The organism is Alishewanella jeotgali KCTC 22429, from assembly GCF_000245735.1.
Classification (GTDB): Bacteria; Pseudomonadota; Gammaproteobacteria; order Enterobacterales; family Alteromonadaceae; genus Alishewanella; species Alishewanella jeotgali.
Window position 1 is genome coordinate 42,588 of sequence record NZ_AHTH01000045.1, and the last position, 24,895, is coordinate 67,482.

A 24,895-nucleotide genomic window follows, 5' to 3' on the forward strand; every position below is an offset into this window, starting at 1 on the left:
TATGACGATCTTTTTGCTGACATTTGGGCTGTTTTTAGTGGTTGTGGTAGCGATGGCGGTCGGCTATCTGTTGCAGCGCAAAACGCTGGCCGGCAGTTGTGGCGGTTTAGGTGAGCTGGGCATAGATAAAGCCTGTGATTGTGATAAGCCGTGCGAAAAGCGGCAAAAACGGCTGGAAAAAGAAAAATTCTGGCAGGATAACAAAATTATCTAACTTCCTTTCTTCTTACTGCGGGCCGCGGCCAAGCGCCCCGCCGGAACTGATATGTTCGAGCAACTGTTCAAAATATCCGCCCGCCATAGCTCGGTCCGCAAGGAGCTGCTGGCCGGTCTGACGACCTTTATGGCGATGTCTTATGTGCTGTTTGTCAATCCCAGCTTACTGGCGCAGGCCGGCATGGATCATGGTGCGGTCTTTGTCGCAACCTGTCTGGCCGCTGCACTGGGCTGTGTATTGATGGGGCTGTTGGCGAATCTGCCGATCGCCCTGGCACCGGGTATGGGGCTGAATGCCTTTTTTACTTATGTGATAGTGCTGGAGCAGGGCTATAGCTGGCAGACGGCGCTGGCTGCGGTATTTTTTTCCGGTTGTTTATTTTTACTGCTAAGCATTTTTAAGATCCGGGAATGGATTATTAACAGTATCCCCTTGCCGCTAAAGTTGGGGATTGCCGCCGGTATCGGCATGTTTCTGGCGTTGATCGCGCTGAAAACGGCCAATATTATCGTCGCCAGCCCGGCAACGCTGGTTACTCTTGGTGATTTGCATAGTCCACAGGTACTGTTAGCCATTGCCGGCTTTTTTCTGATCTTTGCGCTGGCGCATCGCGGTTGGCATAGCGCTGTCCTGGTCAGTATTTTGCTGGTAACCCTGGCCGCGTGGTGGTTAGGTGACACTGAGTTTAGCGGTATCGTTGCTATGCCACCCTCGCTGGCACCGACCTTTATGCAGCTGGATTTTACGGCTGCGCTGACACTGAGCATTATCCCGGTAGTACTGACCTTACTGTTTCTCGATTTATTTGATACCTCAGGTACGCTGGTAGCGGTAACCCAAAAAGCGGGCTTGTTACAAGCAGATGGCAAGGTACCGGACTTAAGCCGTGCGCTCGTGGCCGATAGCAGCGCCAGTATGGTGGGGGCCTTGTTGGGCACGTCGACCACTACCAGCTATGTTGAAAGTACCAGTGGTGTGGCGGCGGGCGGGCGCACCGGCCTGACTGCCATCGTAGCCGGTATGCTGTTTTTACTGGCCCTGTGGTTTTCACCGCTGGCTGCCATGGTACCGGGCTATGCCACTGCAGGTGCCTTGCTGTATGTGGCGACCCTGATGCTGACCAGCTTACAGCATGTTGAATGGGATGATATGTTGCAAGCAGTACCGGTCGCCGTAGTACTGATAATGATGCCGCTCACCTTTTCAATTGCTGATGGTATAGGTATGGGCTTTATCAGTTACGCCGTACTTTGCCTGCTCACCGGTAAACTGGAACGGACTACCCTGAGTGTCTGGTTATTAGCGCTGATTTTTATGGCGAAATTTATTTTCGCCTGACTTGTGATACAGCAGGATGCTGAGTATGCTGTTAGTAGCAATAGCTTAAATTAGGGCAGGCTTAAGCCGGATGAAACTCAAGGCCACACTACTGGTATATATGCTACCGCTATTGGTGTTGCCTGTCGCTGCCTTGGGTTATTTGGCCTATCACTTCAGTACCACCTTGCAGCAACAATTGCTTTATCAGCATGTTTCTAAGCAACTGCAGTTACAGCAGCAGCAGTTGAATGAATTTTTAAATTTTCACCAAACCCGACTGTCAGTATTGAGTGCTTCCAGAACACTCAGTGAGTTTTTGACAGGTCAAAGCGCGGAGCAGCAAGTCGCAGCGCAGTCGATTTTTGAGAAGTTTCTTAGCCAGGATCACAATATTAGGGCGATCCGCTTGCTCAAACTCAATGGTGATGAACAAATCAGTGTGCCTGCAATGCAGTCCTCACCACCTCGGCCTGACCGGTTCAGAAATGAATATTTCTCGGTGCTACAGGGTATGATTGATGATTACAGCATCTTTGTCGCCCATGACGGTGATAATAGTGGCTTACAACTCTTTTTTGCCCGTAAGATTTATACTAATGAGCAGAATGCCAATCGCCAGTTATGGGGTTACTTGTTGCTCGTTACTGAGCCGACTCCCTTTATCGCGGCCGTAAATACTCCTATCACGCCCAACAGTGTTAATCTCATTATTAATAGAACTGCGACAATTGCTTATGCCGCGAATCAGGCACTGATCGGCAGTGCTTTTACACCCAGCCATTATCGTATTATTCAGCAAAGTCTGGAGCAAGATCGCTTGGTGTCAACTTTGCTACTGGGGCAGCCGAAGTTATTAGCAGGTCGCAATCTCTCTGCCGGTTATCAGTTAGTGTACGGTTTAGATGAAGCTGAGCTAACTGCGATGCAGGCTAACAGGCCGGTCTTAATTATTTTGTTTACATTGGCCATTCTGATTTTGGTACCCGCTGCGATATATCAATTGCTGATCCGACAGGTTTTAAAACCAGTGCAGCAACTTACTCTTGCCAAGACGGCTGTCGGCAAGGGCGACCTCTCTATCGTATTGGAACCGCGCAAGCAAGATGAACTGGGAGAGATGTTTGCTGCCTTTAACGTGATGGTAAGACAGTTGCGGGTATATCGCGAGCGCGAGCAGGCCTATAAGCAGCAGCTGGAAGATAAGGTGTTACATCGAACGCAAGCATTAGCTCAAGCGAATGATGATCTGGCTGCGGCCAATCAGGAGTTGATTGTAGCCCGCGAACTGGCAGAGCAGGCGAATCGCTTGAAAAGTGTATTTCTGGCGAATATGAGTCATGAAATCCGAACGCCACTGACAGCTGTGGTCGGATTTAGTCAGCAGGCTTTAAAAGAACAAAATGCAGATAAGCGAGCCGATTATTTACAGCGGGTGCTGCGCAGTAGTGAACACTTGCTGCACTTAATCAATGATATTCTTGATTTATCAAAGATCGAAGCCGAAAAGCTAGAGCTACAACCTGAGCATTTCAACTATCTTGCACTGTTAGATGAGATCTATCAGCAAACTCAGGAGCAAGCTAAAGTCAAAGGCTTGGATTGTCAGCTGCAGTTACATTTTCCGCTTCCGGCAGAACTCTATTTGGACAGTCTCAGGCTCAGGCAAGTTTTATTGAATCTGACCAGTAATGCACTCAAATTTACCCGAAAAGGAAAAATTGTATTGAGTGTGAGCTTCGATGCGCAACGGGCAATGCTATCAATAAAAATTAAAGACTCGGGTATCGGTATGTCTGAGGATGAGATCAGGCGGCTATTTCAGCCATTTGTGCAGGCTGATGCAACAGTAACCCGGCATTTCGGCGGAACCGGGCTAGGTCTGTGTATCTCAAAAAAACTAATGGAACAAATGGATGGCGATATACTGGTAGAGAGCGTTAAAGGGATCGGAAGCAGTTTTGAGTTGTCTATTCCGGTTGCTGCCAGCCCTCGTTTAATTAATGACTATCATTCGTCACCGATATCGGCGCCCGCCGCTATTACAATAAATTCAGATTTAAAAATACGTGTTCTGGTCGCTGAAGATAATCCGGATAATCAGTTATTGTTAGAGTTAATGTTGCAGCAAATTGGCGTCAAGTATGTCCTGGTTAATAACGGCCATCAGGCGGTAGAGCGTGTGCTGGTTGAGCATTTTGATCTAATTTTAATGGATATGCAGATGCCGGTGATGGGCGGAGAGGAGGCTGCTCGTTTGATTCGGCATGCCGGTATTCAAACCCCCATTATCGCTGTGACAGCTAATGTGATGACCGAGGATGCAGAGCGATACCGCTTGGCTGGCTGCCAGGCTGTCCTGGCCAAGCCAATTGAACAGCGGGAATTTGTCTCTCTGTTACAACGTTGGGAAGATCAGCTCCAACAATCTTCGCCTGACATTACCGAACAACTGATGGCTGACCCGGCTATGCAACAGCTGATGCAACAATTTAGGTTACGTTTACCTGAATTATTAGCGGAACTACAACAGCTCGCTGCTGCAAGCAATTGGCAGGCGTTAGGTTTTGCTGCCCATAGTTTAAAAGGTAGCGCCGGAAGTATGGGGTATCCTGAACTTACCGAACTGGCCGGTCAGCTCGAGCAAGCTGCTCAACATGCCATAGCTGCGAAAATTGCTAATATTTTGCAACAGATGCAGTTGGTGTTAACAAGGGCGGAACTGGTGAGCTGAGTTATATCGTGATCATACCCGTCAGGTAGAGGAAGATTAAATGAGTGCCCAACAAGCGTTGTTGACGATACTGGACCAGAAAATTCAAGCTGATACTTTGGTGTTACCGACCTTACCTGAAATTGCATTAAAAATTCGACGTATAGCAGAGCTACCCGATACGAGTCTGGCAAACATGGCTGAGGTAGTAGCACAGGATCCTGCTTTAGCGGCAAGGTTAGTCAAGCTCGCCAATAGTGCCTTCTTAGGCCGAACGATTAAATGTAGTACTTTACTGCAGGCCGTGACACGGATCGGTCTTAGTCAGATCAAACATGTTGCTACTGCTTTAGCGTTGGAACAGTTGTTTGTTTCTAAATATCCGGTGGTGCAACAACAGTTAGATAAACTTTGGCGGGAGAATATTCAGGTCGCCGCAATTTCGACAGCATGCTTAAAGCTATATCAGCAACAGCATCCGGCCACGGTATTTAGTGTTGATAAAATGACCTTATGTGGGTTAGTGCATAATATTGGTGCTTTGGCCGTGATTGCTGAAGCCGAGCGGCATCCTGAAGTATTTGGTCATCCTGTTTTTTTACATAATGTCTCGGAGAAAGTCGCGCCCTATATCAGTATTAAGGTGTTACAAGCCTGGGGGTTTGACGAAGAGTTTCAAACGGCCGCAAAAAACTGGCGGCTATGTAAGGCAAGCCAGCCACCAGAATATACCGATTTTATCCGCTTAGCTGCGATAGCCAGAGGTTATTATAAGTCTGCGGAAGCAGAAATGCAGTTGCTACAACACTATCTGGAGCAACAACTGATAGCCGTACCACAATTCGCTAAACAGCCCCAGTTTACTGAACTGTATCAGGATATTCGCAGCTTATTTACTTAGTCTGACTCTCGCATCACCTGTTGGTAAATGGCTTGCAGCGCCTGGTTCAAGCTGTCTGCCATTAGTAATAAATCAGCATCCAGCCGGGCTGCGAGATCGTCCCAGCCCAGTTCATCGTTTTGCTCCAGCAAAAGTTCAGAATACTGCAGCTGTTTAATACCGGCATCATCGGTAACAGTTAGACGAAAACCATCAGGCTGTTGTAAGCTGATGCGCGTGACCAGTTTATCTTCCAGATGGGTTTGCACTTCATCAGTGCTTAGTAAATGATTACTAAAACGTACCTTGGCACCCTCTTCGTCTGGTGCTTTTAATTCAACTTCGGTACCAGGTTGAAATTGTCCTGGTAGTTGCTGATGTTGTAGCCAAAGCTGTAGATGTTGATTCAGCTTATGGTTATCCAGCCAGGGCAGAGCGGGTAATGACCCCAATGCTTTTCGTAATAACGCCAGTACGTCTTCGGCCTTACTGGCACTGCCGGTATTGATGACCAGCCATTGCTGCTCTGCATCGTAATAGCCATGCGTCAGCGTAGAGCGACTAAAGGCTCTTGGCAATAAGCTCTGGATCAAATCCTCTTTTAAGGCTTGTTTTTCTTTACGGCTTAATGTCCGGCCTGCTTCCTGTTCTGCAGCCTCCAGCTTTGGAGCTAACTCTTCGTTAATGACTGCTGCTGGTAACACCTTTTCCTGGCGTTTGATCGCAAAGAACCAACGTTGCTGCTGCTGATGGCAAAACTGCTTGATTGATGCATGCAAAGGATAACTGAAGCCGGTACGTACAGCTTCCTGCCCACTACAAGGACTAAATTTAAACTCAGCAAAAGCTTGCTCCAGAGCAGCCAAATCGGTAGTCAAAGGGGCACTTAGACGATAAACACGAACATTTTTAAACCACATAACGCAGATTTTCCGATAACAACAAAGCCAGAAGTATACCTCGCCTTATCGGTTCAATCTTAGTTTTTTCGGAAAACAAATGTGGTAATGCAAGCCAGCACCGGGTTTACTGTCTGCTTCAATACTGCCCCCTAAGGTTTGACGCACCAAATTATAGGCGATATGAGTGCCCAGACCGCTGCCCCCCTGATCGCGCTTGGTGGTGAAAAATGGATGGAACAGTTGAGCCAGTTGTTCCGCATCTAAGCCTTTACCATTGTCTGAGTAGCGGATTTCGATATTATCAGCATCATCGATAACGGTAATACGAATTTGACCTTGAGTCATACCTTCAAAGCCATGCAGCAGTGAGTTCATTAAGAAATTTGTGAAAATCTGCGAGATCGCACCAGCGGGGCAGTCCAGAATAATATTGTCGGCGCAATTCACCTCGATCTGATGTTGGGTCTTTTTAAAATGTGGTTGCAGGGAGCGGATAATTTCTCGCAGGTAATCAGCCAGATTAATGGTCCTGATTGCTTCGCTAGTTTGATCGACAGCAATTTGCTTAAAACTGGCAATTAATTCTGAGGCCCGGCTTAAGTTAGATTGCAAAAGCTCAGTACCCTGAGTCGCTTCTGATAAAAACTCCTGCAACATGGTTGGCGTAAGCGTCTTTTGCGAAAAGGCGGTATCAAGTTGCTTTAGCCGTTCGGCCAAAAAGCTGGTAGCGGTGACACCAATGCCGACCGGTGTATTAACCTCATGGGTAATACCTGCAACTAAACCACCGAGCGCAGCCATTTTCTCTGATTGTACCAGCCGATCCTGAGCTTGATTCAGGCTGTCTATGGTGTCCTGCAGTTCCTTTTGCTGTTTTAGCAAATCCAGTTCAGTCTGCCGCCGTTGTTCAATCTCTTCCCGCAACGCCTGCTTGTTTTTTAATAGTTCCTGCTTCTGTTGCTGTAAGTCCATCATCGCCTGACTAAGCCCAGACGTTTTACGTGCGACTTCCTGTTCTAATAACAAATTCTGCTGATCGAGTTTGTTATTAGAGAGCAGCAGCTGTTGCTGGGTTTGTTTTAGCTGTTGTTGGTTATCTTGTAGGCGCTCGATCAATTTATTATAGGCGTTAGCCATTACGGCGAGCTCAACACCTTCGTCAGCGGTAATCCTTATTTTCGAACCATCCAGCTGTTCTATATCTAAACTTTCGATCTGCTGGCTTAAATCGGCCAAGGGTTCTGTCAAGTATTTCCGAAAGGCAATCAGAAATAAAATAATTAAAAAAGTGGTTTTTAGAATGGCATTGCCTACTAAAAAGTATAATCCAACTTCGATACGCTCAATCACCACTTTACGGCTGGAGAATAAGGTAACATCACCAACTTGGCTGGTACGGCCGGAGAACTCAAAAACCAGGGGAAAGGTGTAGCCGAAAATACCACTTTGCTGATCACTCAGGCTAAGTTCTTGTTGTACCAGTTGATTGCTAAAGCGTTGTTGAATATCAATATAACGACCTGATTGCGTGATAATGGTGCCGTTGTCATCGCGGACTATAACCCCCTCTATCGCAGGGATTGCCAACAAACCATCAGCAATATTTAAGGTTTGCGGAGTATTCAGCTCCCAAATAGCTCGGGTTAAACTACCAGCAAAGGTTTGTTGCAGTGTGGAAAGTTCGTTCTTAATGAAGTTCTTCGCATTATAGTATTCTGCCGCGATTTGACCGAGGGTCACAATCAACGTTAGTAAGAAATAGACCGAGAGAACCTTGGTTAGCAGCTTTTTCGACAAGCTGACTTGCGGCATGTTATCACTCTGCATAGCGTCCTGAGCAAAAAGCGATCGACTAAGTGTACGATAACGAATATGGTTGTTGTTTAAAATAACTATTTTCAGAATGTGATAATAAAAACAACTTTTGCTACTGCAGGATACCAGGTTTAGATGAAAATGTTTGCTCAGCAATTAATCCAACAGCTACCCGGTGGGGTGATGCTGTTAGATCGTCACTTCAAACTGACCTATGTTAACGATTTTATCTGTCAACACAGTGGCTTGTCGGAACAGAGCCTAATTGGTCGGGTACTGTTCCAGCTGTTTCCCGAAGTGCCACAAGACTGGTTTTGTCGTAAAGCTAGCGAAGTATTACAGCAGCAACGAGCACAACATTTAAGCTGGCAGCAACGCCTGTATCTACTAAAGTTTCCCAGGCAAAGTGTGCCAGACGCTGGGGCAATGGCACAGAATGTAAGTTTAATTCCTCTGGATACGGCGGAAGGTCATGTTTTGGCTATCTGGTTGCAGGATGCCACAGAAGCCGCGCGCCATCATGCCCAGTTGCTACTTAGCAACCAGCAGTTAAAACAGCAGGCACGTTTCGATCCGCTGACCGAATTACCGAATCGGCAATTTTGGTTGTATCAATTGCAGCTTGAGCTGGCTCGGGCGGAGCGTTATCAACGCCCCTTAGCCGTGTTATTGTTTGAACTCGAGCGTTTTAAAGCATTGAACGATCAATACGGGCATCAGCTTGGTGACAAAGTGCTACGTAGCCTGGCCCAGCAATGCAGCGAGCTGCTACGTGACAACGATTTATTGGCTCGGCTGGCGGGTGCGGAATTTGCTATTTTACTACCGGATACGGAGTTGGCTGGTGCCCTGGAAGTGGCAAGCCGGATAAAAAATTATGTTGCGCAGCTAAGTGGTTCAGAAGCCTCATTGCAGGCCAAGCTAAGTATTAGTTGCGGTATCAGTGCGCTTGCACCGGCAATTGCAGCTGATACCTTGTTACAACAAGCTGAACAAGCTCTGTATCAAGCTAAATGTATGGGGAAAAACCAAACCAGCTTTTGGCGTGGATAGCGCTGGTTCCAGTTAAGTTTGGCGGCGTTATCTCGCCCGGGTTAAAGCCTTGGCGAGAGCTCTTTCTTGAGCTTTATTGTGCTCAGGGACTATTGCCCGCTGTGGAACTCAGAAAAGGTTTGACAGACGTCTAAAAGTCTGTGCATAGTGTAGTCTATGAATATAAAAGCAGCAGTACTCACCACCATTATTACCACCACCAACCCCGCGGGGTAGGAGGTCGGCGGTGTGCTGTCTGTAAAAAGGCCCGTGACCTCAAAGGTTCCGGGCCTTTTTTTTGGCCACTTGGCCCAGGTGAACCGGCGTTGATCACGCAACATAGCGTGACAGCCGGTTGACTAACAAAGGTCTGCGATAACAAAACGACTAAAGACTTGGATGCGCGAGGAGAAATTATGAGGGTGCTAAAATTTGGCGGGTCATCGCTGGCGTCGGTGGCCAGATTTTCTGAAGTGGCGCAAATTGTGTTGCAGCAGGCAACAACAGAACAAGTCTGTCTGGTGTTATCGGCCCCGCAGGGGGTAACCAATACGCTGGTCGAATTAACCGATCTGGCCTATCTGGGAGCAGACTTTCAGTCACCGCTAAGCCAGCTTCAGCAGCGCTACCAGCAACTGTTAGCCGCGGTGCCGGGCGTCAGTGAGGCACGCCGGCAGCAGGTGCAGGCGCTGATCAACAGCCAGATCCAGCAGCTAGGCTGGCAGTTACAGGGCATGAGTTTATTAAAGTTTTGCCCGGATCATATTAAAGCGCAGATCCTCGGTCTGGGGGAGCAGTTCAGCGTGGCACTGATGACGGCCTTATTAGAGGGGCAAGGTGCGGATGTGCAGGCGCTGGACTCGGTAAAGCTGGTGAAAAGTCAGGGTGATTTTTTAAATGCCACTGCCGATGTGGCGGCGACAGCAACGGTGATTGATGCTGCTATGGCGGCGACACCTGCCAGTATCTATGTGATGGCAGGCTTTGTTTCCAGTAACGCCCAGGGCGAGACGGCCTTACTAGGGCGCAATGGTTCGGATTATTCCGCCGCCGTCATTGCTGCGGCGATCAAAGCCAGTGCCTGTGAGATCTGGACCGATGTCGATGGCGTCTACAGTGCCGATCCACGGCAGGTGAAACAAACCCGCTTAATCGATCGTCTGTCTTATGATGAGGCGATGGAGTTATCCTATTTCGGTGCTAAGGTGCTGCATCCGAAAACGATCGGCCCGCTGGCACGGGTGCAAATTCCCTGTTATATCAAAAATACCCTTAACCCCAGTGCGCCGGGCACCTGTATCGATGTGGAAGGTGATGGTGAAGCGCTGGTGAAGGGCATTTCCAGCCTCGAGCATCTGGCGCTGATTACGGTATCTGGCCCGGGTTTAAAGGGCGTGGTGGGCATGGCCAGCCGGGTATTTGCCGCCATGGCGCGCGCACAGATTTCAGTAAGCTTAATTACCCAGTCCTCGTCGGAATTTAGCATCAGCTTCTGTGTGCCGCAGCTGCATCTGGTGGCGGCGAAAAAGGCGCTGGAAGCTGAGTTCGAATTAGAATTGCAAAACAAACTGCTACGGCCATTAGCCATCCAATCCGATATGGCGATTGTCAGCCTGGTCGGCGATGGCATGCGGCAGCACAGAGGTGTGGCTGCGAAGTTCTTCGCTTCGCTGGCGCAGGCGCGGGTGAACGTAGTAGCCATTGCGCAGGATAGCAGTGAGCGCTCGATCTCTGCGGTAGTCGAGCAGCGCAGCTGTCAGAATGCGGTTAAGGTCTGCCATGAGAACTTCTTCAGCCATATCCCCAGCATTGATGTGTTTCTGGTTGGTTGCGGGGTGGTCGGCAGTGAATTACTGGCCCAGATCGAACGGCAACAAGCCTTTTTACAGCAGCGCCAGGTTAAGCTTACCGTATATGGCATTGCCAATAGTAAGCAGCTGTTATTGGCGAAAGACGGTGTGGATCTGAAAAACTGGCAGCCGGCATTGGCAGAGGCCAATGCACAGTTTTCGCTGGCGGAGTTAAACCGCTTTGTACAGGAACAGCATTTAACCAATCCGGTACTGGTCGATTGCACCAGTGCCCAGGCAGTCGCGGACCAGTATGCAGATTTTCTGGCAGCCGGCTTCCATGTCGTTACGCCAAACAAAAAAGCCAATACCAGCAGCCTGGAGTATTACCATCGCTTGCGTGCTGTTGCCCAGCAGCAACGGCGGCGCTTTTTGTATGAAACTACTGTCGGTGCTGGTTTACCGGTAATCGATACCCTGCAAGGGCTGCTAAATGCCGGCGATCAGTTGCTGGCCTTTGAAGGTATTCTATCCGGCTCCTTATCCTATATCTTTGGCGAGTTGGAAGCCGGAGTGCCGCTGTCGGTGGTGACCGCCAAAGCCCGCGCTATGGGCTTTACAGAGCCTGATCCGCGCGACGACTTATCTGGCATGGATGTGGCACGCAAGCTGCTGATTATGGCGCGCGAAGCCGGTTTAATGCTGGATCTGAGCGAGGTCGAAGTGGACTCGGTGTTGCCGGCTGGTTTTGCTGCCGGCGCCAACGTCGAAGACTTTATGGCGCAGCTGCCGCAGTTAGACCAGGCCTTTGCTGAGCGGCTGGCTGCTGCCAAAGCTGAGGGTAAGGTGCTGCGTTATATCGGCGAGATCCGCGATGGCAAATGTAAGGTCGCGATTAAAGCGCTGGCGGCTGATCATCCGCTGGCCAAAGTAAAAGACGGTGAGAATGCGCTGTCGATCCTAAGCCGCTATTATCAGCCGATCCCCTTTGTGCTGCGTGGTTATGGTGCCGGTGCTGCTGTCACTTCTGCCGGGGTCTTTAGCGATATTCTGCGCACCCTGAGCTGGCAGCAGCAGGTATAGTCTATGCAATCACATTCAACTAAGCGTTATTATGCGCCGGCCTCGACCGGCAATCTCAGCGTCGGTTTTGACTTGCTGGGCGCCGCCTTTGAACCGGTAGACGGCAGCCTGCTCGGTGATGAGCTGCTGATCCTGGGTGAGGCGGCAGAGCTCAGTTTGCAGCTAAGTGGCCGCTACGTGCATCAGCTACCGGCGGCAACCGAAGATAATCTGGTGTTTAAAGCCTTTTATGCTTTTGAACAGGCACTGGGTAAACCCTTGCCCCGGCTGCGCTTGCAGCTTAATAAACAGCTGCCGGTCGGCAGTGGTTTAGGCTCCAGCGCCTGTTCAATCGTCGTGGCTTTTTATGCCTTTAATGACTATTTCGGTCAGCCGTTTAGCCAGAGTGAACTGCTACAGTTAATGGCGGTGGCTGAGGGCGGGGTCAGTGGCAGTGTGCATTATGATAATGTGGCGCCATCTTATTATGGTGGCTTACAGTTGATGTTACCGGATAGTGCGCAAATTTGCCGCAGCTTGCCCTGGTTCGAGCATTGGCGGGTGGTGCTCTGTTATCCGGGGACAGTACTCTCGACCAAGGCCGCACGCGCTGTCTTGCCACAGCAGTTAAGTTTAACCGACAGTATCGCCTTTGCCGGTATGCTCAGCCGCTTTGTCAGTGCGCTCTACGCCGGCGATGAGCAGGATGCGGCAGCGGCGTTGCAGGATCGGGTGGCAGAACCGGCCAGGCAAAGTCTGATGCCGGAATTATTGCCCTTGCGTACCGCCTTAAGTGAGCAAGGGGTGCTGCACCTGGGGATTTCCGGTGCCGGCCCGACCGTATTTGCACTTTGCCGGGATGATGCGCAGGCCGCCACCACAGCAGCCTACCTTAATACCCATTATGCCAAGAATCAGGACGCGCTGACTGCCATCTGCCGGTTAGCGCCACAGGGCGCCAGAGCGCTCGCGGAGTAATAAAGATGATGTTAACGAATTTAAAAGTCCCAACCGAACAGGTTAGTTTTTTACAGGCAGTACGACAGGGCCTGGGCCAGCAACAAGGCTTATTTTTCCCGACCAGCTGGCCAAAGCTGGATATTGACGCTTTACTCGCTTTACCGCTGGTAGCACGCAGTACCAAAATTTTATCTGCCTTGATTGGCGATGAGCTAACCGAGGCTGAAGTCGCTCAGATGGTGAGTGCCGCTTTTACCTTTGCCGCACCATTGGTACCCGTTACGGCGCAGACGTTTTGCCTGGAACTGTTTCATGGCCCGACGCTGGCGTTTAAAGACTTTGGCGGCCGCTTTATGGCGCAGGCGCTGGCCAAAGCCCAGGGCGGGCGCAAAACCACTATTGTCACGGCCACCTCCGGCGATACCGGTGCGGCTGTGGCACATGCCTTTTATCAGCAGCCAGGGGTAGAGGTGGTGATCCTGTATCCGAAAGGCAAGATCAGTCTGCTGCAGGAAAAGCTGTTTACCACCCTGGGGCAGAATATCACCACGCTGGCGGTGGATGGTGACTTTGACCAGTGTCAGGCGCTGGTTAAGCAAGTTTTTGATCAGCAGGAGCTGGTAAAAACCTACAATATTAACTCGGCCAACTCGATTAATATCAGTCGTTTATTTGCGCAAATCTGTTATTACTTTGAGGCTATTGCCCAACTGCCGGCCGACCAGCGCTCACAAGCGGTGATAGCGGTACCCAGCGGTAACTTTGGCAACCTGACCGCAGGTCTGATTGCCAAGGCGCTGGGGCTGCCGATTAAGCGGATGGTCGCTGCGACGAATCTGAATGATACCGTGCCGCGTTACTGGCAGAGCGGCCAGTGGCAACCCAACAAAACCATTGCCACCTTATCGAATGCGATGGACGTCAGTGCACCGAATAACTGGCCCAGAGTAGAAGCGCTGTTGGCGCAGGGGGTAGTGAGCCGGACTGATATCGAGGCGGTTAAGGTCGATGAAGATGACACCCAGCTTGGTATGCGCTTACTGGCGCAAGAGGGCTATCTGAGTGAGCCGCATGCGGCTGTTGCCTATAAGGCGTTAAAACGCAGCTTGCAGCCGGGTGAGGTGGGGATCTTCCTTGGTACAGCGCATCCGGCTAAGTTTAAAGAGCAGGTAGAGAATATTTTAGGAACACCTATCGCTTTACCGGCGGCTTTGGCAAAATGTGCCGCTGAGCAAAGTTATAGCCGCGATATTCCGGCCGATTTTGCCACCCTGGAGCAGGTATTACGACAACTGGATAATCGCTGATGCAATGGCAGGACCTTCTTGGCAGTGAAAAGCAACAACCCTACTTTCAGCAAACGCTGACGGCGATCCAGCAGGCACGCGCCGGCGGCCAGGTGATCTATCCGCCGGACAGTGAAATCTTTAATGCGTTTAAGCTGACGCCGTTATCTGAGCTGAAGGTGGTGGTGCTGGGGCAGGATCCTTATCATGGCCCGAACCAAGCGCATGGACTCGCGTTTTCGGTCAGGCCGGGTGTACGGGTGCCGCCTTCGTTGCTGAATATCTACAAGGAGCTGGCGCTGGAATATGCAGACTTTCAAGTGCCGTCACATGGCTACCTGCAAAGCTGGGCCGAGCAGGGCGTGTTATTGCTGAATACCGTGTTGACGGTGGTGGCAAATGAGCCGAACTCGCATCGCGCCCTGGGCTGGGAGCAATTTACTGATCAGGTGATCCGACAGATCAGCCAGCACTGCGAGCAATTGGTGTTTTTACTCTGGGGCTCTCATGCGCAGAAGAAAGCGCGGCTAATTGACGCCAGCCGGCATCATATTCTGCAGGCACCCCATCCATCGCCGTTGTCCGCACATCGCGGCTTTCTGGGCTGTGGTCATTTTTTACAGACTAACAGCCTGCTGCGCGCCGCCGGCAAAACGCCGGTTAACTGGCACTCAGTGCTTTAACTGACCGTGTCTTAGCTGATTTAACAGATAACGAAAATGAACAACGAAAAGGGCCTGCAGTTAACTGCAGGCCCTTTTGTTTATAATTCGATATCAATCAGTTCCGGTTCAATGGTCCAATCAATGTCACAAAGCTCTTTTTTGAGCCTTTGGCGTTCTTTCAATTCCTCAATTTCCCGCCATTTGCGCTTAACGGTGCGGGTTTTCGCCGCCGGACGTTCCAACATGTTCAGTAAGTCTTCGAAGCTTTCCATAATTACGGCCTCATCTGATTGTTGTTTCTTGTTGTTATTTTCAACAAGTTTCTACCACACTTTGTGTAAAAATAAAACTAAAAAGTGACAGTACGATGACGGCGCAAAAAATAAAGGCTGCCCGCGGGCAGCCTTGCTGATGCTAAACAGGGTTTAGCGGTTTTGTTGGCGGAACAGGGCAATCAACTGCGCTGTTGAACTGTCGAACTGAGCGTCACCCTGCGCCTTAAGTGCTTGATAAATAGGTGTAGAAAGCTGCTTGCCCAGCTCAACGCCCCATTGGTCAAAGCTATTCAGTTGCCAGATCGCACCCTGACAGAACACCTTATGTTCATAGAGTGCGATCAAGGCGCCCAGATGATAGGGTGATAACTCATCCAGTAATAAAGTATTACTGGGTTTATTACCAGGTGACGCCTTATGCGGGGCTAATTCTGCTGCCGCCTGCGCCGTCATGCCCTGTGCCAGACATTCCTGATAAGCTTCCTGCTCGGTCTTACCCTGCATCAGCGCCTGGGTTTGCGCAAAGCAATGCGCGGCCAGCCGCTGGTGATGGTCCTGTAGCGGATGCGCGACCTTTAGCGGTAGCAGGAAGTCGGCTGGGATTTTCAGCTGGCTTTGATGCAATAACTGATGATAAGCATGCTGGCCATTGGTGCCGGCATCACCCCAGATCACCGGGGCGGTGACATCGCTCAATGGCTGGCCGCGGCGATCGACCGCCTTGCCATTACTTTCCATATCCAGTTGTTGCACATAAGACGGCAGTAAACGCAGATAATGACTATAAGGCAGCAGCGCCTGCGCCTGACAGCCGAAACCGTTGATATACCAGATGCCCAGTAATGCCAGGATCACTGGCAGGTTTTCGCTAAAGGGCGCGTTAAAGAAATGTTGGTCCATGGCGGCGGCACCGGCTAACAGCTGATTAAAACCGTCATTACCAATCATCAGCGCAACCGGTAAGCCAATCGCTGACCAGAGGGAATAACGGCCACCCACCCAGTCCCACATCGGCAGGATATGCTGTGGCACAATGCCAAATTCGGCGGCCGCCTGTACATTGGCAGAGGTGGCCCAGAAGTGTCGCGCGATAGCGGCTTTGTCTGCGCCCTGAGCACTAAACCAGGCGCGCAGCGCTAACGCATTTTGTTTGGTTTCTTCGGTGCCAAAGGATTTTGAAGCAACCACCACCAGTGTCGTCTCAGGCTGCAGTTGTTTGGTCAGATCGCTGACAATAGCGCCATCGATATTGCCGGCAAAGTGCAGTCGCACCGGACTACAATGATAGGGCGTCAGGGCTTCCACCGCCATTTGCGGGCCCAGCAGCGAGCCACCAATGCCGACCCAAATCAGATCGGTAATTGGCTTGCCGCTATAACCAAGGTAAGTCCCTTGGTGGAGCTGGTCGATTAGTGTCGCCATTTGTGCGCGACAGGCGCTAATCGCCGCACCGATATCCTCGCCATTTAGCCGCAGGTCTTGCAAATCTTGCTGCCGCAGCCGCGTATGCCAGACCGCACGCTGCTCGGTATTATTGATAGCGGCACCGGCTTGCATTTGCTGACACAGCTGGCGGATGCTGCTTTGGGCGGCCAGTTGCTGCAGGGTTTGCCAGCTGCTGTCGTCCAACAGATTTTTGGAGAAATCCAGCGTGATACCACAAGCTTTGGCACTAAAACGCGCAGCGCGATTTGGCTCAGCAGCAAATAACTGACGCAGCGGCTGTTGCCGCTCGGCCAATGGCTTTAATAAGGCAGTTAAACTGGCAGTCATGCGGTGCTCCCGTTACAGCTGGCTTTGGATCAGGCTTTCCAGCTTACGCTGGTCAATGGCAAATTTACGGATCCCGTCTGCCAGTTTTTCGGTCGCCATCGCATCTTCATTCAGTGCCCAGCGGAACTGTTGTTCGGTTAACGCCGCCGGTTTGGCCGACGTGACGCCTTGATCTTGCAGTTTCACTGCCAGCTCGCCCTGTTGCTGGCTCAGTTCATCCAGCAGTGCCGGGCTGATCGTCAGGCGATCGCAACCGGCCAGTGCTAATACTTCGCCAATATTGCGGAAACTAGCGCCCATCACAATAGTACTGTAGCCATGCTGTTTAAAGAACTGATAGATTTCGCGTACCGACAACACACCCGGATCGGTCTCGGCGGTATAGTCTTGCTTGGTATTGGCTTTGTACCAGTCCAGGATCCGGCCAACAAAGGGCGAAATCAGATAGACGCCGGCCTCGGCGCAAGCCCGCGCCTGTGCCAGATGGAACAGTAAGGTCAGGTTACACTGAATACCTTCCTGCTCCAGTACTTTGGCGGCCTGAATGCCTTCCCAGGTCGAGGCGATTTTGATCAGGATCCGGTCGGTGCCAATACCATTTTGTTGATACAGGGCCACCAACTGGCGCGCCTTGGCGATAGTGGCGGCAGTATCAAAGGATAAACGGGCGTCGACTTCAGTAGACACCCGGCCCGGCACCAGCTTACTGATGGCGGTGCCGACATCGACGGCGAATTTATCACTGGCTAAGGCCAGTTGCTGCGCCGGGTCCTGACTTTGTGTTTTGGCGTAAGCGATAGCCGCAGTCAGCATCGGTTTAGCAAAATCTAACTGGCTGGCATTTAACAACAAAGACGGGTTAGTGGTGGCATCCACTGGCCGGAATTGCTCGATGGCATTCAGGTCGCCACTGTCAACCACCACGGTGGTGACCGCTTTTAACTGAGTTAATAAATCTTTCATGTTATTCACTTACCATTTTGTTGGTTAATTGAGACTGATTATACGGCTAAACGGCTAAAAGTGTAGTAATAAAACAACAAATATCGTACTAAGTTCAGCCGATAAGCGGAGTGTTAGCCGGTCGACCTGCAGTATAGGTCGACCGGCTGAACAAAAGATGACAAGCGGCCGCGCTCAGGCGGCAGTTCGCGGCAGGATCCTTTGCATTCGCGCCTGGAACAAGCATAATGGCGCCCTGCGTGATCTGCAAGGGCTGCCGCGCCAGTATTAAGGTTAGTCAGTTGTTAGGCTGGCTGAATCGCGGTTTTATCTGACGGCTTGCCGATCGCCAATGCCAGCGCCTGTTAACGTTTGATTTTGGCATATCTGATTTTCTGACCTCTGTTTTTAAAGAAAAGGAGCCCCGCTTATGTTGTTGCTGGTATCACCGGCTAAAGATCTCGACCTGACTCCGTCTGCCACACCCTTAGCGGTGACTCAGCCAGCGCTGTTAGCCGAGGCCACAGCGCTGGCCGCGATTTGTAAAACCCTGACGCCGGCTGATTTAAGCTCGCTGATGCATATCAGTGACAAGCTGGCCGGCTTAAATGCCGCTCGTTTTGCCCAGTGGCAACCGCCTTTTACCCCTGACAATGCTAAAGCCGCGCTCTTTATGTTTAACGGCGATGTGTATCAGGGACTGGACGCAGCGAGCTTATCTGCGGCCGATCTGAGCTTTGCGCAGCAGCAACTGCGGATCTTAAGCGGCCTCTATGGCGTGCTCAGGCCACTGGATCTGATGCAGGCCTATCGCTTGGAAATGGGCACCAGCCTGGCGAATCCGGCTGGTAAAGATTTGTATGCGTTCTGGAAAAGCCGCTTAACCGCCCATCTGAATAGCGAGCTGGCCGCGCTGAATACCGACACGGTGTTAAATCTGGCGTCGCAGGAATATTTTAAGGCGGTCGATACCAAAGCCCTGCAGGCGCGGGTGATTAGCCCGGAGTTTAAAGATCTGAAAAATGGTCAGTACAAGATCATCAGCTTTTACGCCAAGAAAGCCCGCGGTTTAATGGCCCGTTATGTTATTCAGCAGCGGCTAACGGCTCTGGAGGGTATCCAGGGCTTTAATCTGGCTGGCTATTACTACAGTGCTGAACATTCCCGCCCTGATAAGCCGGTGTTTTTGCGTGATCTGCCGCAATAACGGCTGATAGCGCTACTTTTCGTCACTATTCGCTACTATTCGCAATTATTCGCGACTATTCTCAACTATTCGCGACTCAGTCGCCATTAAGTTGTCACTTAGCTAAAATTCGCCGCGCGTTGCGGCGTTTTTTTCGCTAAAATAGCGCTTTGTTTGTCACCGAGCGTCAGCTAATGAAATTTCCCGGTCTGCGTAAAATCAAGCATTACTTTCCGGTCTCTCAGCCCAAACCGCAATTACCCAGTCTGGATGTGCGTCCGGCGTTGGATACCTATATTGTCGGTTTAGATCAAACCATTGTTGATGTGGTTGCCAGTGTTAGCGATGAGTTTCTGGCCAAATATGATATCCCTAAAGGTTTATCGAACCTGGTTGAGCATGACAAAGCGAACCGGATTTATCATGAGCTGGTGGTCAATAACGCTATCTCCGATCATTTTGCCGGCGGCACCATCGGCAATACGATCCATAATTACTCGGTGCTGGCGGATGATAAATCGGTATTGCTGGGCGTGATGTCGGCCAATATTGCACTGGGTTCGCCTGCTTATCATTATGTGTGTCATACCAGCTCGAAAGTCGATATGAATCATCTGCAAGGGGTGGCGGGTGATATCGGGCGTGGTATTACCATGATCACGCCGGATGGCGAGCGCACCTTTGTGATTGACCCCAGTGATATGGATCAGCTGGCGCCGGACTATATTCCGACCCCCATTATTGCCGGTGCGGCGGCCTTTGTGGTCAGCGCTTATCCGCTTCGGGCAACAGGTCAACCGATCCAGCAGGCGATGTTAAAGGCGCTGGCCGATGCCAAAGCCCATCAGGTGCCGGTGGTGATGAGCCTGGGTACCCGCCATCTGGTAGAAGAAAACCGCGCCCAGATCCTGCAAACCATTCATGATTACGTCAATGTGCTGGCGATGAACGAGCAGGAAGCCGAAGCCCTGACCGGGTTCCGCGATCCGCTGCTGGCAGCCGAGGCGGCACTGGAAATTACCGATATGGTGTTGATCACCGCCGGGGCAGAGGGCTTGTATCTGTGTGGCTATACTGACGAGCGCACTAAACGCGAGAGTTCAAATCCGATTAAGTCTGCCAGCCTGGCCGATTTTAACCGCTTTGAATTTAGCCGGCCAATGCTGCGCCGGCATTGCCAGCAGCCGCTGAAAGTCTATTCGCATATTGACCCTTACCTGGGCGGGCCGGAGCGGATTAAGAATACCAATGGTGCCGGAGATGGCGCCTTGTCGGCCATCCTGCACGATATGGCAGCTAACAGCTATCATAAGCAGGTACAGCCGCTGTCGAGCAAGCATGAGTTGCCTTATCTGGCCTATTCGTCGTTTGCCCAGCTGTGTAAATATGCCAACCGGGTCAGTTATGAGATCCTGGTGCAAAATGCCCCCAGGTTGTCTAAAGGCTTGCCAGAGCGCGAAGACAGCCTGGAAGAAGCCTACTGGGAGCGTTAAGCCGCCGTGCTAGCGATCACGGCTGATATTTATCTTGACGAAGAACTGCTAAGTTGGCAGTTTGTCCGCGCTTCTGGCCCGGGTGGTCAGCATGTCAATAAGGTGTCGACGGCGGTGCTGTTGCAGCTGGATATTCGCCAGTCTGGTTTGCCAGATTGGCTGCAGCAGCGCTTGTTAAAGCTTGCCGATCATCGCATCAGCCAAAGCGGTAAGATTACGATTAAATGTCAGCAGAGCCGCAGTCAGGAGCAAAACCGTGAACTGGCGCTGGCACAGCTGCTGGCACTGTTGCAAAGTGCCACTAAAACGCAGAAAAAACGGCTGGCGACTAAGCCCAGCTACAGCAGCCAGCAAAAGCGGCTGCAAAGCAAAAAGCAGCAAGGGCAAACCAAGGCGTTACGCCAGCAAAAGCGTTTTGACTAAGCCTGCTACACTACAGTTAATAACCAGGCACGAAAGCTGCGGCCTTTCATCTTACTGTGATTCAGCTGTTGTAACGCGGCTTTATAGGCATTGCGGCTGACCGCGACATAGGCCCGGAAATCCTGCAGCTGAATTTTACCAATTTCGGCAAACGCCAGTTTGTTATCGCGGGTCAGGGCGCCGACAATATCCGCCGGGCGTAATTTTTGTTTTTTACCGCCATCAATTTCCAGTGTCACCATGGCCGGCTGCCGCGGCTGATTGCTATTGGCGACAGGTAACGGCAGCGGTTCAATTTCAATGGCAAAGGCTTGCTCCAGCGCGGCCAATTTGTGGCTGTCGTCGACGGTATACAGCGAGCAGGCTAAACCTTCGCTACCGGCACGACCGGTACGGCCGATACGGTGAGTATGGGTTTCGACATCATGCGCCAGCTGATAATTGATCACCAGATCCAACTTTTCGATATCCAGACCGCGGGCGGCGACATCGGTCGCCACTAACAGCTGCAAACTGCCATTAGCAAATTGCAGCAGTTGCTGTTCGCGCTCGCGTTGCTCCAGATCGCCATGCAGGGCGGCGACACTAAAGCCCTGTTGCTGTAATTCACTATACAGCTGCTGTACTTCTTTGCGGGTATTGGCAAAGATCACGCAGCTATCGGGCTGCAGCGCCAGTAATAAGCGTTTAACCGCTTCACTGCGGCTATGTTGCTCCAGCAGATAAAATTGTTGTGCAATGCGTGCTGCCTGCGCCGGGCTATCGATAATGATCACCTCGGGCTGATCTAGCTGCGCCTGCGCCAGTTTTTTTACCTCCGGCGCAAAGGTCGCACTGAACAGCAGCTGTTGTTTGGTTTGTGGCAGTGCCGCCAGAATTTGCTCCAGTTCAGTGGCAAAGCCCATTTCCAGCATGCGATCCGCTTCATCCAGTACCAGTTGTGAAACTTCGGCAAGGTCCAGCCGCTGTTGCTGCAAATGATCAAGCACCCGTCCCGGCGTACCCACGATAATATGGGCACCATGTTCCAATGACAGGATCTGGCCTTTGGCTGGCACGCCGCCACACAATGTCAGCACCTTAATATTGTGAATACCGCGCGCCAGCAGACGGATTTCGCTGGCCACCTGTTCGGCCAGCTCGCGGGTTGGACACAGCACCAGACTTTGAATGCGAAACCGGCCGACATTCAGTTTACTGAGTAAACCCAGCGCAAAGGCTGCCGTTTTACCTGAGCCGGTCGCCGCTTGGGCAAACACATCTTTACCCGCCAGGATGGCCGGTAAGCTGGCGCTTTGTACCGCCGTTGCCTGGGCAAAGTTAAGCTCTTGCAGGGTTTTTAATAAGGCTGGGGATAGGGCGAAATCGGAAAAGGGGCGGCACTCAATCACAGGTATTACTCAGCTAAGGTTACGCTGACCCGGTGTCTGCGTACAGCAGCGCACTATAACACAAATTATAGAGCACAAATTACAGAGCACAAATGGCGTTGGAAATTTTGCCGCTGCAGCGCCGGGAATGACAGCGCCAGCGGCGGCTTATTCTGCCACCTGAGTAACAGGCTGCTCTTTAAAGGTCGCCAGTTGTAACTGGGTGCTGGCTTTGGTTTGCAGCATCGAGACCAGCGAGTCCCAGCGCACATTGCGCTCTTTTTCGAAGATCAGATCAAAGTTACCGGAATCCCAGTCAACAAAGTGCTGTGGGTTTAGTGAGCGATCCAAAAAATGGATCTCATAGTGCAGATGTGGTGCGGTAGAACTGCCGGTATTGCCCGAGGTGGCAATTAATTGCCCCTTGTGTACGAAGGTACCACCAGTGACTTTAAAATCCTGTAGATGGGCGTAAAGCGTGGAGAAACCAAAGGCATGGCGGATTTTTAGCAGATTACCGTAACCACTATTACTTTTACGTACCAGTTCTACTACACCATCAGCCGGGGCATAAATCGGGGTACCACGCGGCGCAGTCAGGTCGATGCCATTATGATGCTGGCGCTTGCCCAGAATCGGGTGCGTGCGGACACCAAAGCGCGACGTTCTTTTATCAAAATCCAGCGGTGAACCATTAGGTACCAGTTGCAGCATCGCCATCCGGGCGCTGGAAGTGACGGTTGCCAGATCCAGCCGGCTCTCCAGACCCTGATCATGGTTATGCTCTAATCCCAGGCTTAGTTCAATTTCTTCCAGACGCTGACTGACTAAGGCCATCTCGTCCTGCTTTAACGTCAGCTCCTGCTCCAGTGTATCGCGGGTTTCCGTTAATTGCGCCAGTTGCTGCTGCAATGCCGAGGTTTGCTCAGCCAGCAGTTGTTGCTCGGCTTTAGCCGAGTCGACGGTATACATCAGATAATGAATCACCGCAGCGGTAATTAACACCGAAAACAGCAGTACCCACAAGCCAATAACGGCATTGCGTTTCACGATATTACTGATATTGAAGTGTCGGGTACCATGTACGCTTGAGACGGAAATTATTATACGATCTTTCATCAGCGCGAATTGTTTACTCTGTAACCAGTTGTTGACCAACAGCAAAAATAGGGGGCTTTACCGGTACTGTCAAGCACTTTGTCAGTTGCGGACAGCAGGCGCCAACGCAGATTGTTGCTGGCGCCTTGATTTATTTCACATATCAGAAACACTTAATGTCCGGCGTGACCGTCGATGCCATGGGCATGACCATGTGCCAGTTCTTCCTCAGTGGCATCGCGTACCGCGATCACTTCCACATCAAACTGCAGTTCAAAGCCGGCCAGCGGGTGGTTGCCATCGACAACGACTTCTTCCTCTGACACATCAATAATGATGACCGGCTGTTCGCGACCATCCGGGCCTGAGGCACGAAAGCGCATACCCACAGCAACGTCCATCCCTTCAAACATAGAACGCGGCACGGCTTGTACCAGCTGGTCGTGGCGCTCGCCATAAGCGTCTGCTGCTGCAATGGTGCTGCTAAATTTGTCGCCGGCGGCTTTACCGGCCAGGGCTTGTTCCAGACCCGGGATCAGCGCGCCCTGACCGAACATAAATACCAGAGGCTCGCCACCGGCAGAAGAATCGAGTTGGTTACCCTTGCTATCGGTAACGGTGTAATGAATGGCGACAACTTTGTCTTGCGAAATGGTCATGCGAACCTCTTAATTGAGTGAATAAGGTAGAGCGTGCTGGCTGAGTAGCAATGGCTGCTCGCCGGCCAGCCGTAACGAATCTGCCGGTGTTATGTCATTAGGCAGCAACGCCAGCAGCCACAGCTGCCGGTTAACGTTAACCGCATTGATTACCTGGCCGATCCGGCGCCAGTTAGTATCCAGTTGTAGTTCAATGTCGGCACCGGCCACCGGTGTTTCATCGGTTTCGGCACTGAGAATATAGGCCGCTCTTTTATTGCCACCACGGTATTTCAAGCGCGCAACAGTCTCCTGACCAATATAACAGCCCTTGGTAAAGCTAATGCCATCTACCGCTTGTAAGTTAAGCATTTGTGGCACCAGTTCGCCAATCAGGGGTTGCTCTAAATAGGCCAGGCCATGGCGGATATGCTGCTCCAGCCAGAGCGTCGGCGCGGCCAGTGGCAGCTGCGCCTGTTGCAGGCTGGCCAGTTCAGTTTGCGGCAATACCAGCAAATAATGATCCATAGCCAGGCAAAGCAGGCTGAGTGCACCGTTACGCACCAGCTGACCGGCGGCTTGCGGCACCGCAAACCCCAGTTGTCGGATTAAACTCTGGCTCTCAGAGCCGGCTAAGCCGAACACAGCATAGGGTTGTTCGCTTTGGTCAAAGCTGACTTTAGAAAAGACACCAAACTTTTTCCACTGCACTAATGAGGCCTGCAATTCATCCCGAAAAGCCACGACCAGCAGATCCTCACCTTGTGCAAACAAATGAAAAACCGACCACATCTTGCCCTTGGCGTCGCAATGGGCGCCGCGCAGGAAATTGTCTGCTGTCAGTTGATTGAGATCGCAGGTGGTTTGTCCTTGCAAATATTTACGGTTATCAGGGCCGCTAATCTTCAGCACCTGAAAGCCAGGAAGTGGACTTAGGAAAGCCGGTTGAACTTCTGTTGATAAAGCTGCGTATTGTTCTGCGCTGAGCCAGGATGTCTGCATAATATGTAACGCTTAAGCTGATAATAAAAGGTAGATTGGGGCGAGGCACAAAAGCT

At 51.2% G+C, this 24,895-nt stretch carries 21 protein-coding genes; 12 read left to right on the forward strand and 9 right to left on the reverse strand.

What is annotated here, in order from left to right; translation table 11 throughout:
• Position 1 precedes the first annotated feature (1 nt).
• The 4 genes from nqrM to AJE_RS13200 all read left to right on the forward strand — a co-directional run bounded on the left by nqrM (position 2) and on the right by AJE_RS13200 (position 5,148).
• Entirely contained in the window at positions 2-214 is a 213-nt protein-coding gene (nqrM, locus tag AJE_RS13185) for a (Na+)-NQR maturation NqrM (protein ID WP_008607204.1), read from the forward strand.
• Positions 215-265: 51 nt separating this feature from the next.
• Complete coding sequence (locus AJE_RS13190) at positions 266-1,555, forward strand: NCS2 family permease (protein WP_008951275.1); 1,290 nt, start codon at positions 266-268, stop codon at positions 1,553-1,555.
• 70 nt (positions 1,556-1,625) lie between these two features.
• Entirely contained in the window at positions 1,626-4,268 is a 2,643-nt protein-coding gene (locus AJE_RS13195) for an ATP-binding protein (protein WP_008951276.1), read from the forward strand.
• A 40-nt stretch (positions 4,269-4,308) separates the two neighbouring features.
• On the forward strand, positions 4,309-5,148 hold the full coding sequence (locus AJE_RS13200; protein ID WP_008951277.1) for an HDOD domain-containing protein: 840 nt from the start codon (positions 4,309-4,311) through the stop codon (positions 5,146-5,148).
• On the opposite strand, the gene AJE_RS13205 is transcribed toward AJE_RS13200, so the two are convergent.
• Both AJE_RS13205 and AJE_RS13210 read right to left on the reverse strand, forming a co-directional pair.
• Complete coding sequence (locus AJE_RS13205; RefSeq protein WP_008951278.1) at positions 5,145-6,047, reverse strand: recombination-associated protein RdgC; 903 nt, start codon at positions 6,045-6,047, stop codon at positions 5,145-5,147. The two genes, AJE_RS13200 and AJE_RS13205, sit on opposite strands and share 4 nt — an antisense overlap.
• Before the next feature lie 45 nt (positions 6,048-6,092).
• Positions 6,093-7,841, reverse strand: coding sequence for a sensor histidine kinase (locus AJE_RS13210; RefSeq protein ID WP_008951279.1), 1,749 nt, complete (start codon positions 7,839-7,841; stop codon positions 6,093-6,095).
• Between the two features lie 138 nt (positions 7,842-7,979).
• Between AJE_RS13210 and AJE_RS13215 the strand changes: the two genes are divergently transcribed.
• The 5 genes from AJE_RS13215 (at position 7,980) to ung (ending at position 14,657) form a co-directional block, all read left to right on the forward strand.
• Positions 7,980-8,897 (forward strand): sensor domain-containing diguanylate cyclase, encoded by a 918-nt coding sequence (locus AJE_RS13215; RefSeq protein ID WP_008951280.1) that lies wholly within the window; start codon positions 7,980-7,982, stop codon positions 8,895-8,897.
• Positions 8,898-9,292: 395 nt separating this feature from the next.
• On the forward strand, positions 9,293-11,749 hold the full coding sequence (gene thrA / locus AJE_RS13225; protein ID WP_008951281.1) for a bifunctional aspartate kinase/homoserine dehydrogenase I: 2,457 nt from the start codon (positions 9,293-9,295) through the stop codon (positions 11,747-11,749).
• A gap of 3 nt (positions 11,750-11,752) precedes the next feature.
• Positions 11,753-12,706, forward strand: coding sequence for a homoserine kinase (gene thrB, locus AJE_RS13230; protein WP_008951282.1), 954 nt, complete (start codon positions 11,753-11,755; stop codon positions 12,704-12,706).
• Positions 12,707-12,711: 5 nt separating this feature from the next.
• Positions 12,712-13,995 (forward strand): threonine synthase, encoded by a 1,284-nt coding sequence (thrC, locus tag AJE_RS13235; protein WP_008951283.1) that lies wholly within the window; start codon positions 12,712-12,714, stop codon positions 13,993-13,995.
• Positions 13,995-14,657 (forward strand): uracil-DNA glycosylase, encoded by a 663-nt coding sequence (ung, locus tag AJE_RS13240; protein ID WP_008951284.1) that lies wholly within the window; start codon positions 13,995-13,997, stop codon positions 14,655-14,657. Before thrC ends, ung begins: the two co-directional genes overlap by 1 nt.
• 80 nt (positions 14,658-14,737) lie before the next feature.
• Here ung and AJE_RS18270 read toward each other — a convergent pair whose 3' ends face one another.
• The 3 genes from AJE_RS18270 to tal all read right to left on the reverse strand — a co-directional run bounded on the left by AJE_RS18270 (position 14,738) and on the right by tal (position 17,650).
• Positions 14,738-14,911 carry a DUF3545 family protein gene (locus AJE_RS18270; protein WP_008607219.1) on the reverse strand — a complete coding sequence of 58 codons (174 nt, stop codon included), beginning with the start codon at positions 14,909-14,911 and terminating at the stop codon, positions 14,738-14,740.
• Between the two features lie 153 nt (positions 14,912-15,064).
• On the reverse strand, positions 15,065-16,687 hold the full coding sequence (pgi, locus tag AJE_RS13245) for a glucose-6-phosphate isomerase (RefSeq protein WP_008951285.1): 1,623 nt from the start codon (positions 16,685-16,687) through the stop codon (positions 15,065-15,067).
• Between the two features lie 12 nt (positions 16,688-16,699).
• Positions 16,700-17,650, reverse strand: a complete 951-nt coding sequence (tal, locus tag AJE_RS13250; RefSeq protein ID WP_008607222.1) for a transaldolase — start codon at positions 17,648-17,650, stop codon at positions 16,700-16,702.
• 409 nt (positions 17,651-18,059) lie between these two features.
• On the opposite strand from tal, the gene yaaA reads away from it, so the two are divergent.
• The 3 genes from yaaA (at position 18,060) to arfB (ending at position 20,731) form a co-directional block, all read left to right on the forward strand.
• The gene (yaaA, locus tag AJE_RS13255) at positions 18,060-18,836 is read left to right on the forward strand and encodes a peroxide stress protein YaaA (RefSeq protein WP_008951286.1); all 777 of its coding nucleotides are present in this window, start codon (positions 18,060-18,062) and stop codon (positions 18,834-18,836) included.
• Between the two features lie 173 nt (positions 18,837-19,009).
• Positions 19,010-20,308, forward strand: coding sequence for an inosine/guanosine kinase (locus tag AJE_RS13260; RefSeq protein WP_008951287.1), 1,299 nt, complete (start codon positions 19,010-19,012; stop codon positions 20,306-20,308).
• Positions 20,309-20,314: 6 nt separating this feature from the next.
• Complete coding sequence (arfB, locus tag AJE_RS13265) at positions 20,315-20,731, forward strand: alternative ribosome rescue aminoacyl-tRNA hydrolase ArfB (protein ID WP_008951288.1); 417 nt, start codon at positions 20,315-20,317, stop codon at positions 20,729-20,731.
• 5 nt (positions 20,732-20,736) lie between these two features.
• Here arfB and dbpA read toward each other — a convergent pair whose 3' ends face one another.
• From dbpA to ygfZ, 4 genes are all read right to left on the reverse strand, one after another.
• Positions 20,737-22,122 carry an ATP-dependent RNA helicase DbpA gene (gene dbpA, locus AJE_RS13270; protein ID WP_008951289.1) on the reverse strand — a complete coding sequence of 462 codons (1,386 nt, stop codon included), beginning with the start codon at positions 22,120-22,122 and terminating at the stop codon, positions 20,737-20,739.
• Between the two features lie 147 nt (positions 22,123-22,269).
• Positions 22,270-23,220 (reverse strand): M23 family metallopeptidase, encoded by a 951-nt coding sequence (locus AJE_RS13275; RefSeq protein ID WP_039928791.1) that lies wholly within the window; start codon positions 23,218-23,220, stop codon positions 22,270-22,272.
• Positions 23,221-23,372: 152 nt separating this feature from the next.
• Entirely contained in the window at positions 23,373-23,858 is a 486-nt protein-coding gene (locus AJE_RS13280) for an FKBP-type peptidyl-prolyl cis-trans isomerase (RefSeq protein WP_008951291.1), read from the reverse strand.
• Positions 23,859-23,867: 9 nt separating this feature from the next.
• Entirely contained in the window at positions 23,868-24,839 is a 972-nt protein-coding gene (gene ygfZ / locus AJE_RS13285; protein ID WP_008951292.1) for a tRNA-modifying protein YgfZ, read from the reverse strand.
• Between the last annotated feature and the right edge of the window lie 56 nt (positions 24,840-24,895).

Excerpts from the sequence above, each read along its gene's own strand:
- ung (WP_008951284.1), top strand. The coding sequence starts at position 13,995 with ATGCAATGGCAGGACCTTCTTGGCAGTGAAAAGCAACAACCCTACTTT.
- ygfZ (WP_008951292.1), bottom strand. The coding sequence starts at position 24,839 with ATGCAGACATCCTGGCTCAGCGCAGAACAATACGCAGCTTTATCAACA.
- nqrM (WP_008607204.1), top strand. The coding sequence starts at position 2 with ATGACGATCTTTTTGCTGACATTTGGGCTGTTTTTAGTGGTTGTGGTA.
- AJE_RS13190 (WP_008951275.1), top strand. The coding sequence starts at position 266 with ATGTTCGAGCAACTGTTCAAAATATCCGCCCGCCATAGCTCGGTCCGC.
- AJE_RS13195 (WP_008951276.1), top strand. The coding sequence starts at position 1,626 with ATGAAACTCAAGGCCACACTACTGGTATATATGCTACCGCTATTGGTG.
- AJE_RS13275 (WP_039928791.1), bottom strand. The coding sequence starts at position 23,220 with ATGAAAGATCGTATAATAATTTCCGTCTCAAGCGTACATGGTACCCGA.
- AJE_RS18270 (WP_008607219.1), bottom strand. The coding sequence starts at position 14,911 with ATGGAAAGCTTCGAAGACTTACTGAACATGTTGGAACGTCCGGCGGCG.
- AJE_RS13280 (WP_008951291.1), bottom strand. The coding sequence starts at position 23,858 with ATGACCATTTCGCAAGACAAAGTTGTCGCCATTCATTACACCGTTACC.
- yaaA (WP_008951286.1), top strand. The coding sequence starts at position 18,060 with ATGTTGTTGCTGGTATCACCGGCTAAAGATCTCGACCTGACTCCGTCT.
- AJE_RS13260 (WP_008951287.1), top strand. The coding sequence starts at position 19,010 with ATGAAATTTCCCGGTCTGCGTAAAATCAAGCATTACTTTCCGGTCTCT.
- AJE_RS13210 (WP_008951279.1), bottom strand. The coding sequence starts at position 7,841 with ATGCCGCAAGTCAGCTTGTCGAAAAAGCTGCTAACCAAGGTTCTCTCG.
- thrC (WP_008951283.1), top strand. The coding sequence starts at position 12,712 with ATGATGTTAACGAATTTAAAAGTCCCAACCGAACAGGTTAGTTTTTTA.
- thrB (WP_008951282.1), top strand. The coding sequence starts at position 11,753 with ATGCAATCACATTCAACTAAGCGTTATTATGCGCCGGCCTCGACCGGC.
- AJE_RS13205 (WP_008951278.1), bottom strand. The coding sequence starts at position 6,047 with ATGTGGTTTAAAAATGTTCGTGTTTATCGTCTAAGTGCCCCTTTGACT.
- tal (WP_008607222.1), bottom strand. The coding sequence starts at position 17,650 with ATGAAAGATTTATTAACTCAGTTAAAAGCGGTCACCACCGTGGTGGTT.
- thrA (WP_008951281.1), top strand. The coding sequence starts at position 9,293 with ATGAGGGTGCTAAAATTTGGCGGGTCATCGCTGGCGTCGGTGGCCAGA.
- pgi (WP_008951285.1), bottom strand. The coding sequence starts at position 16,687 with ATGACTGCCAGTTTAACTGCCTTATTAAAGCCATTGGCCGAGCGGCAA.
- AJE_RS13200 (WP_008951277.1), top strand. The coding sequence starts at position 4,309 with ATGAGTGCCCAACAAGCGTTGTTGACGATACTGGACCAGAAAATTCAA.
- AJE_RS13215 (WP_008951280.1), top strand. The coding sequence starts at position 7,980 with ATGAAAATGTTTGCTCAGCAATTAATCCAACAGCTACCCGGTGGGGTG.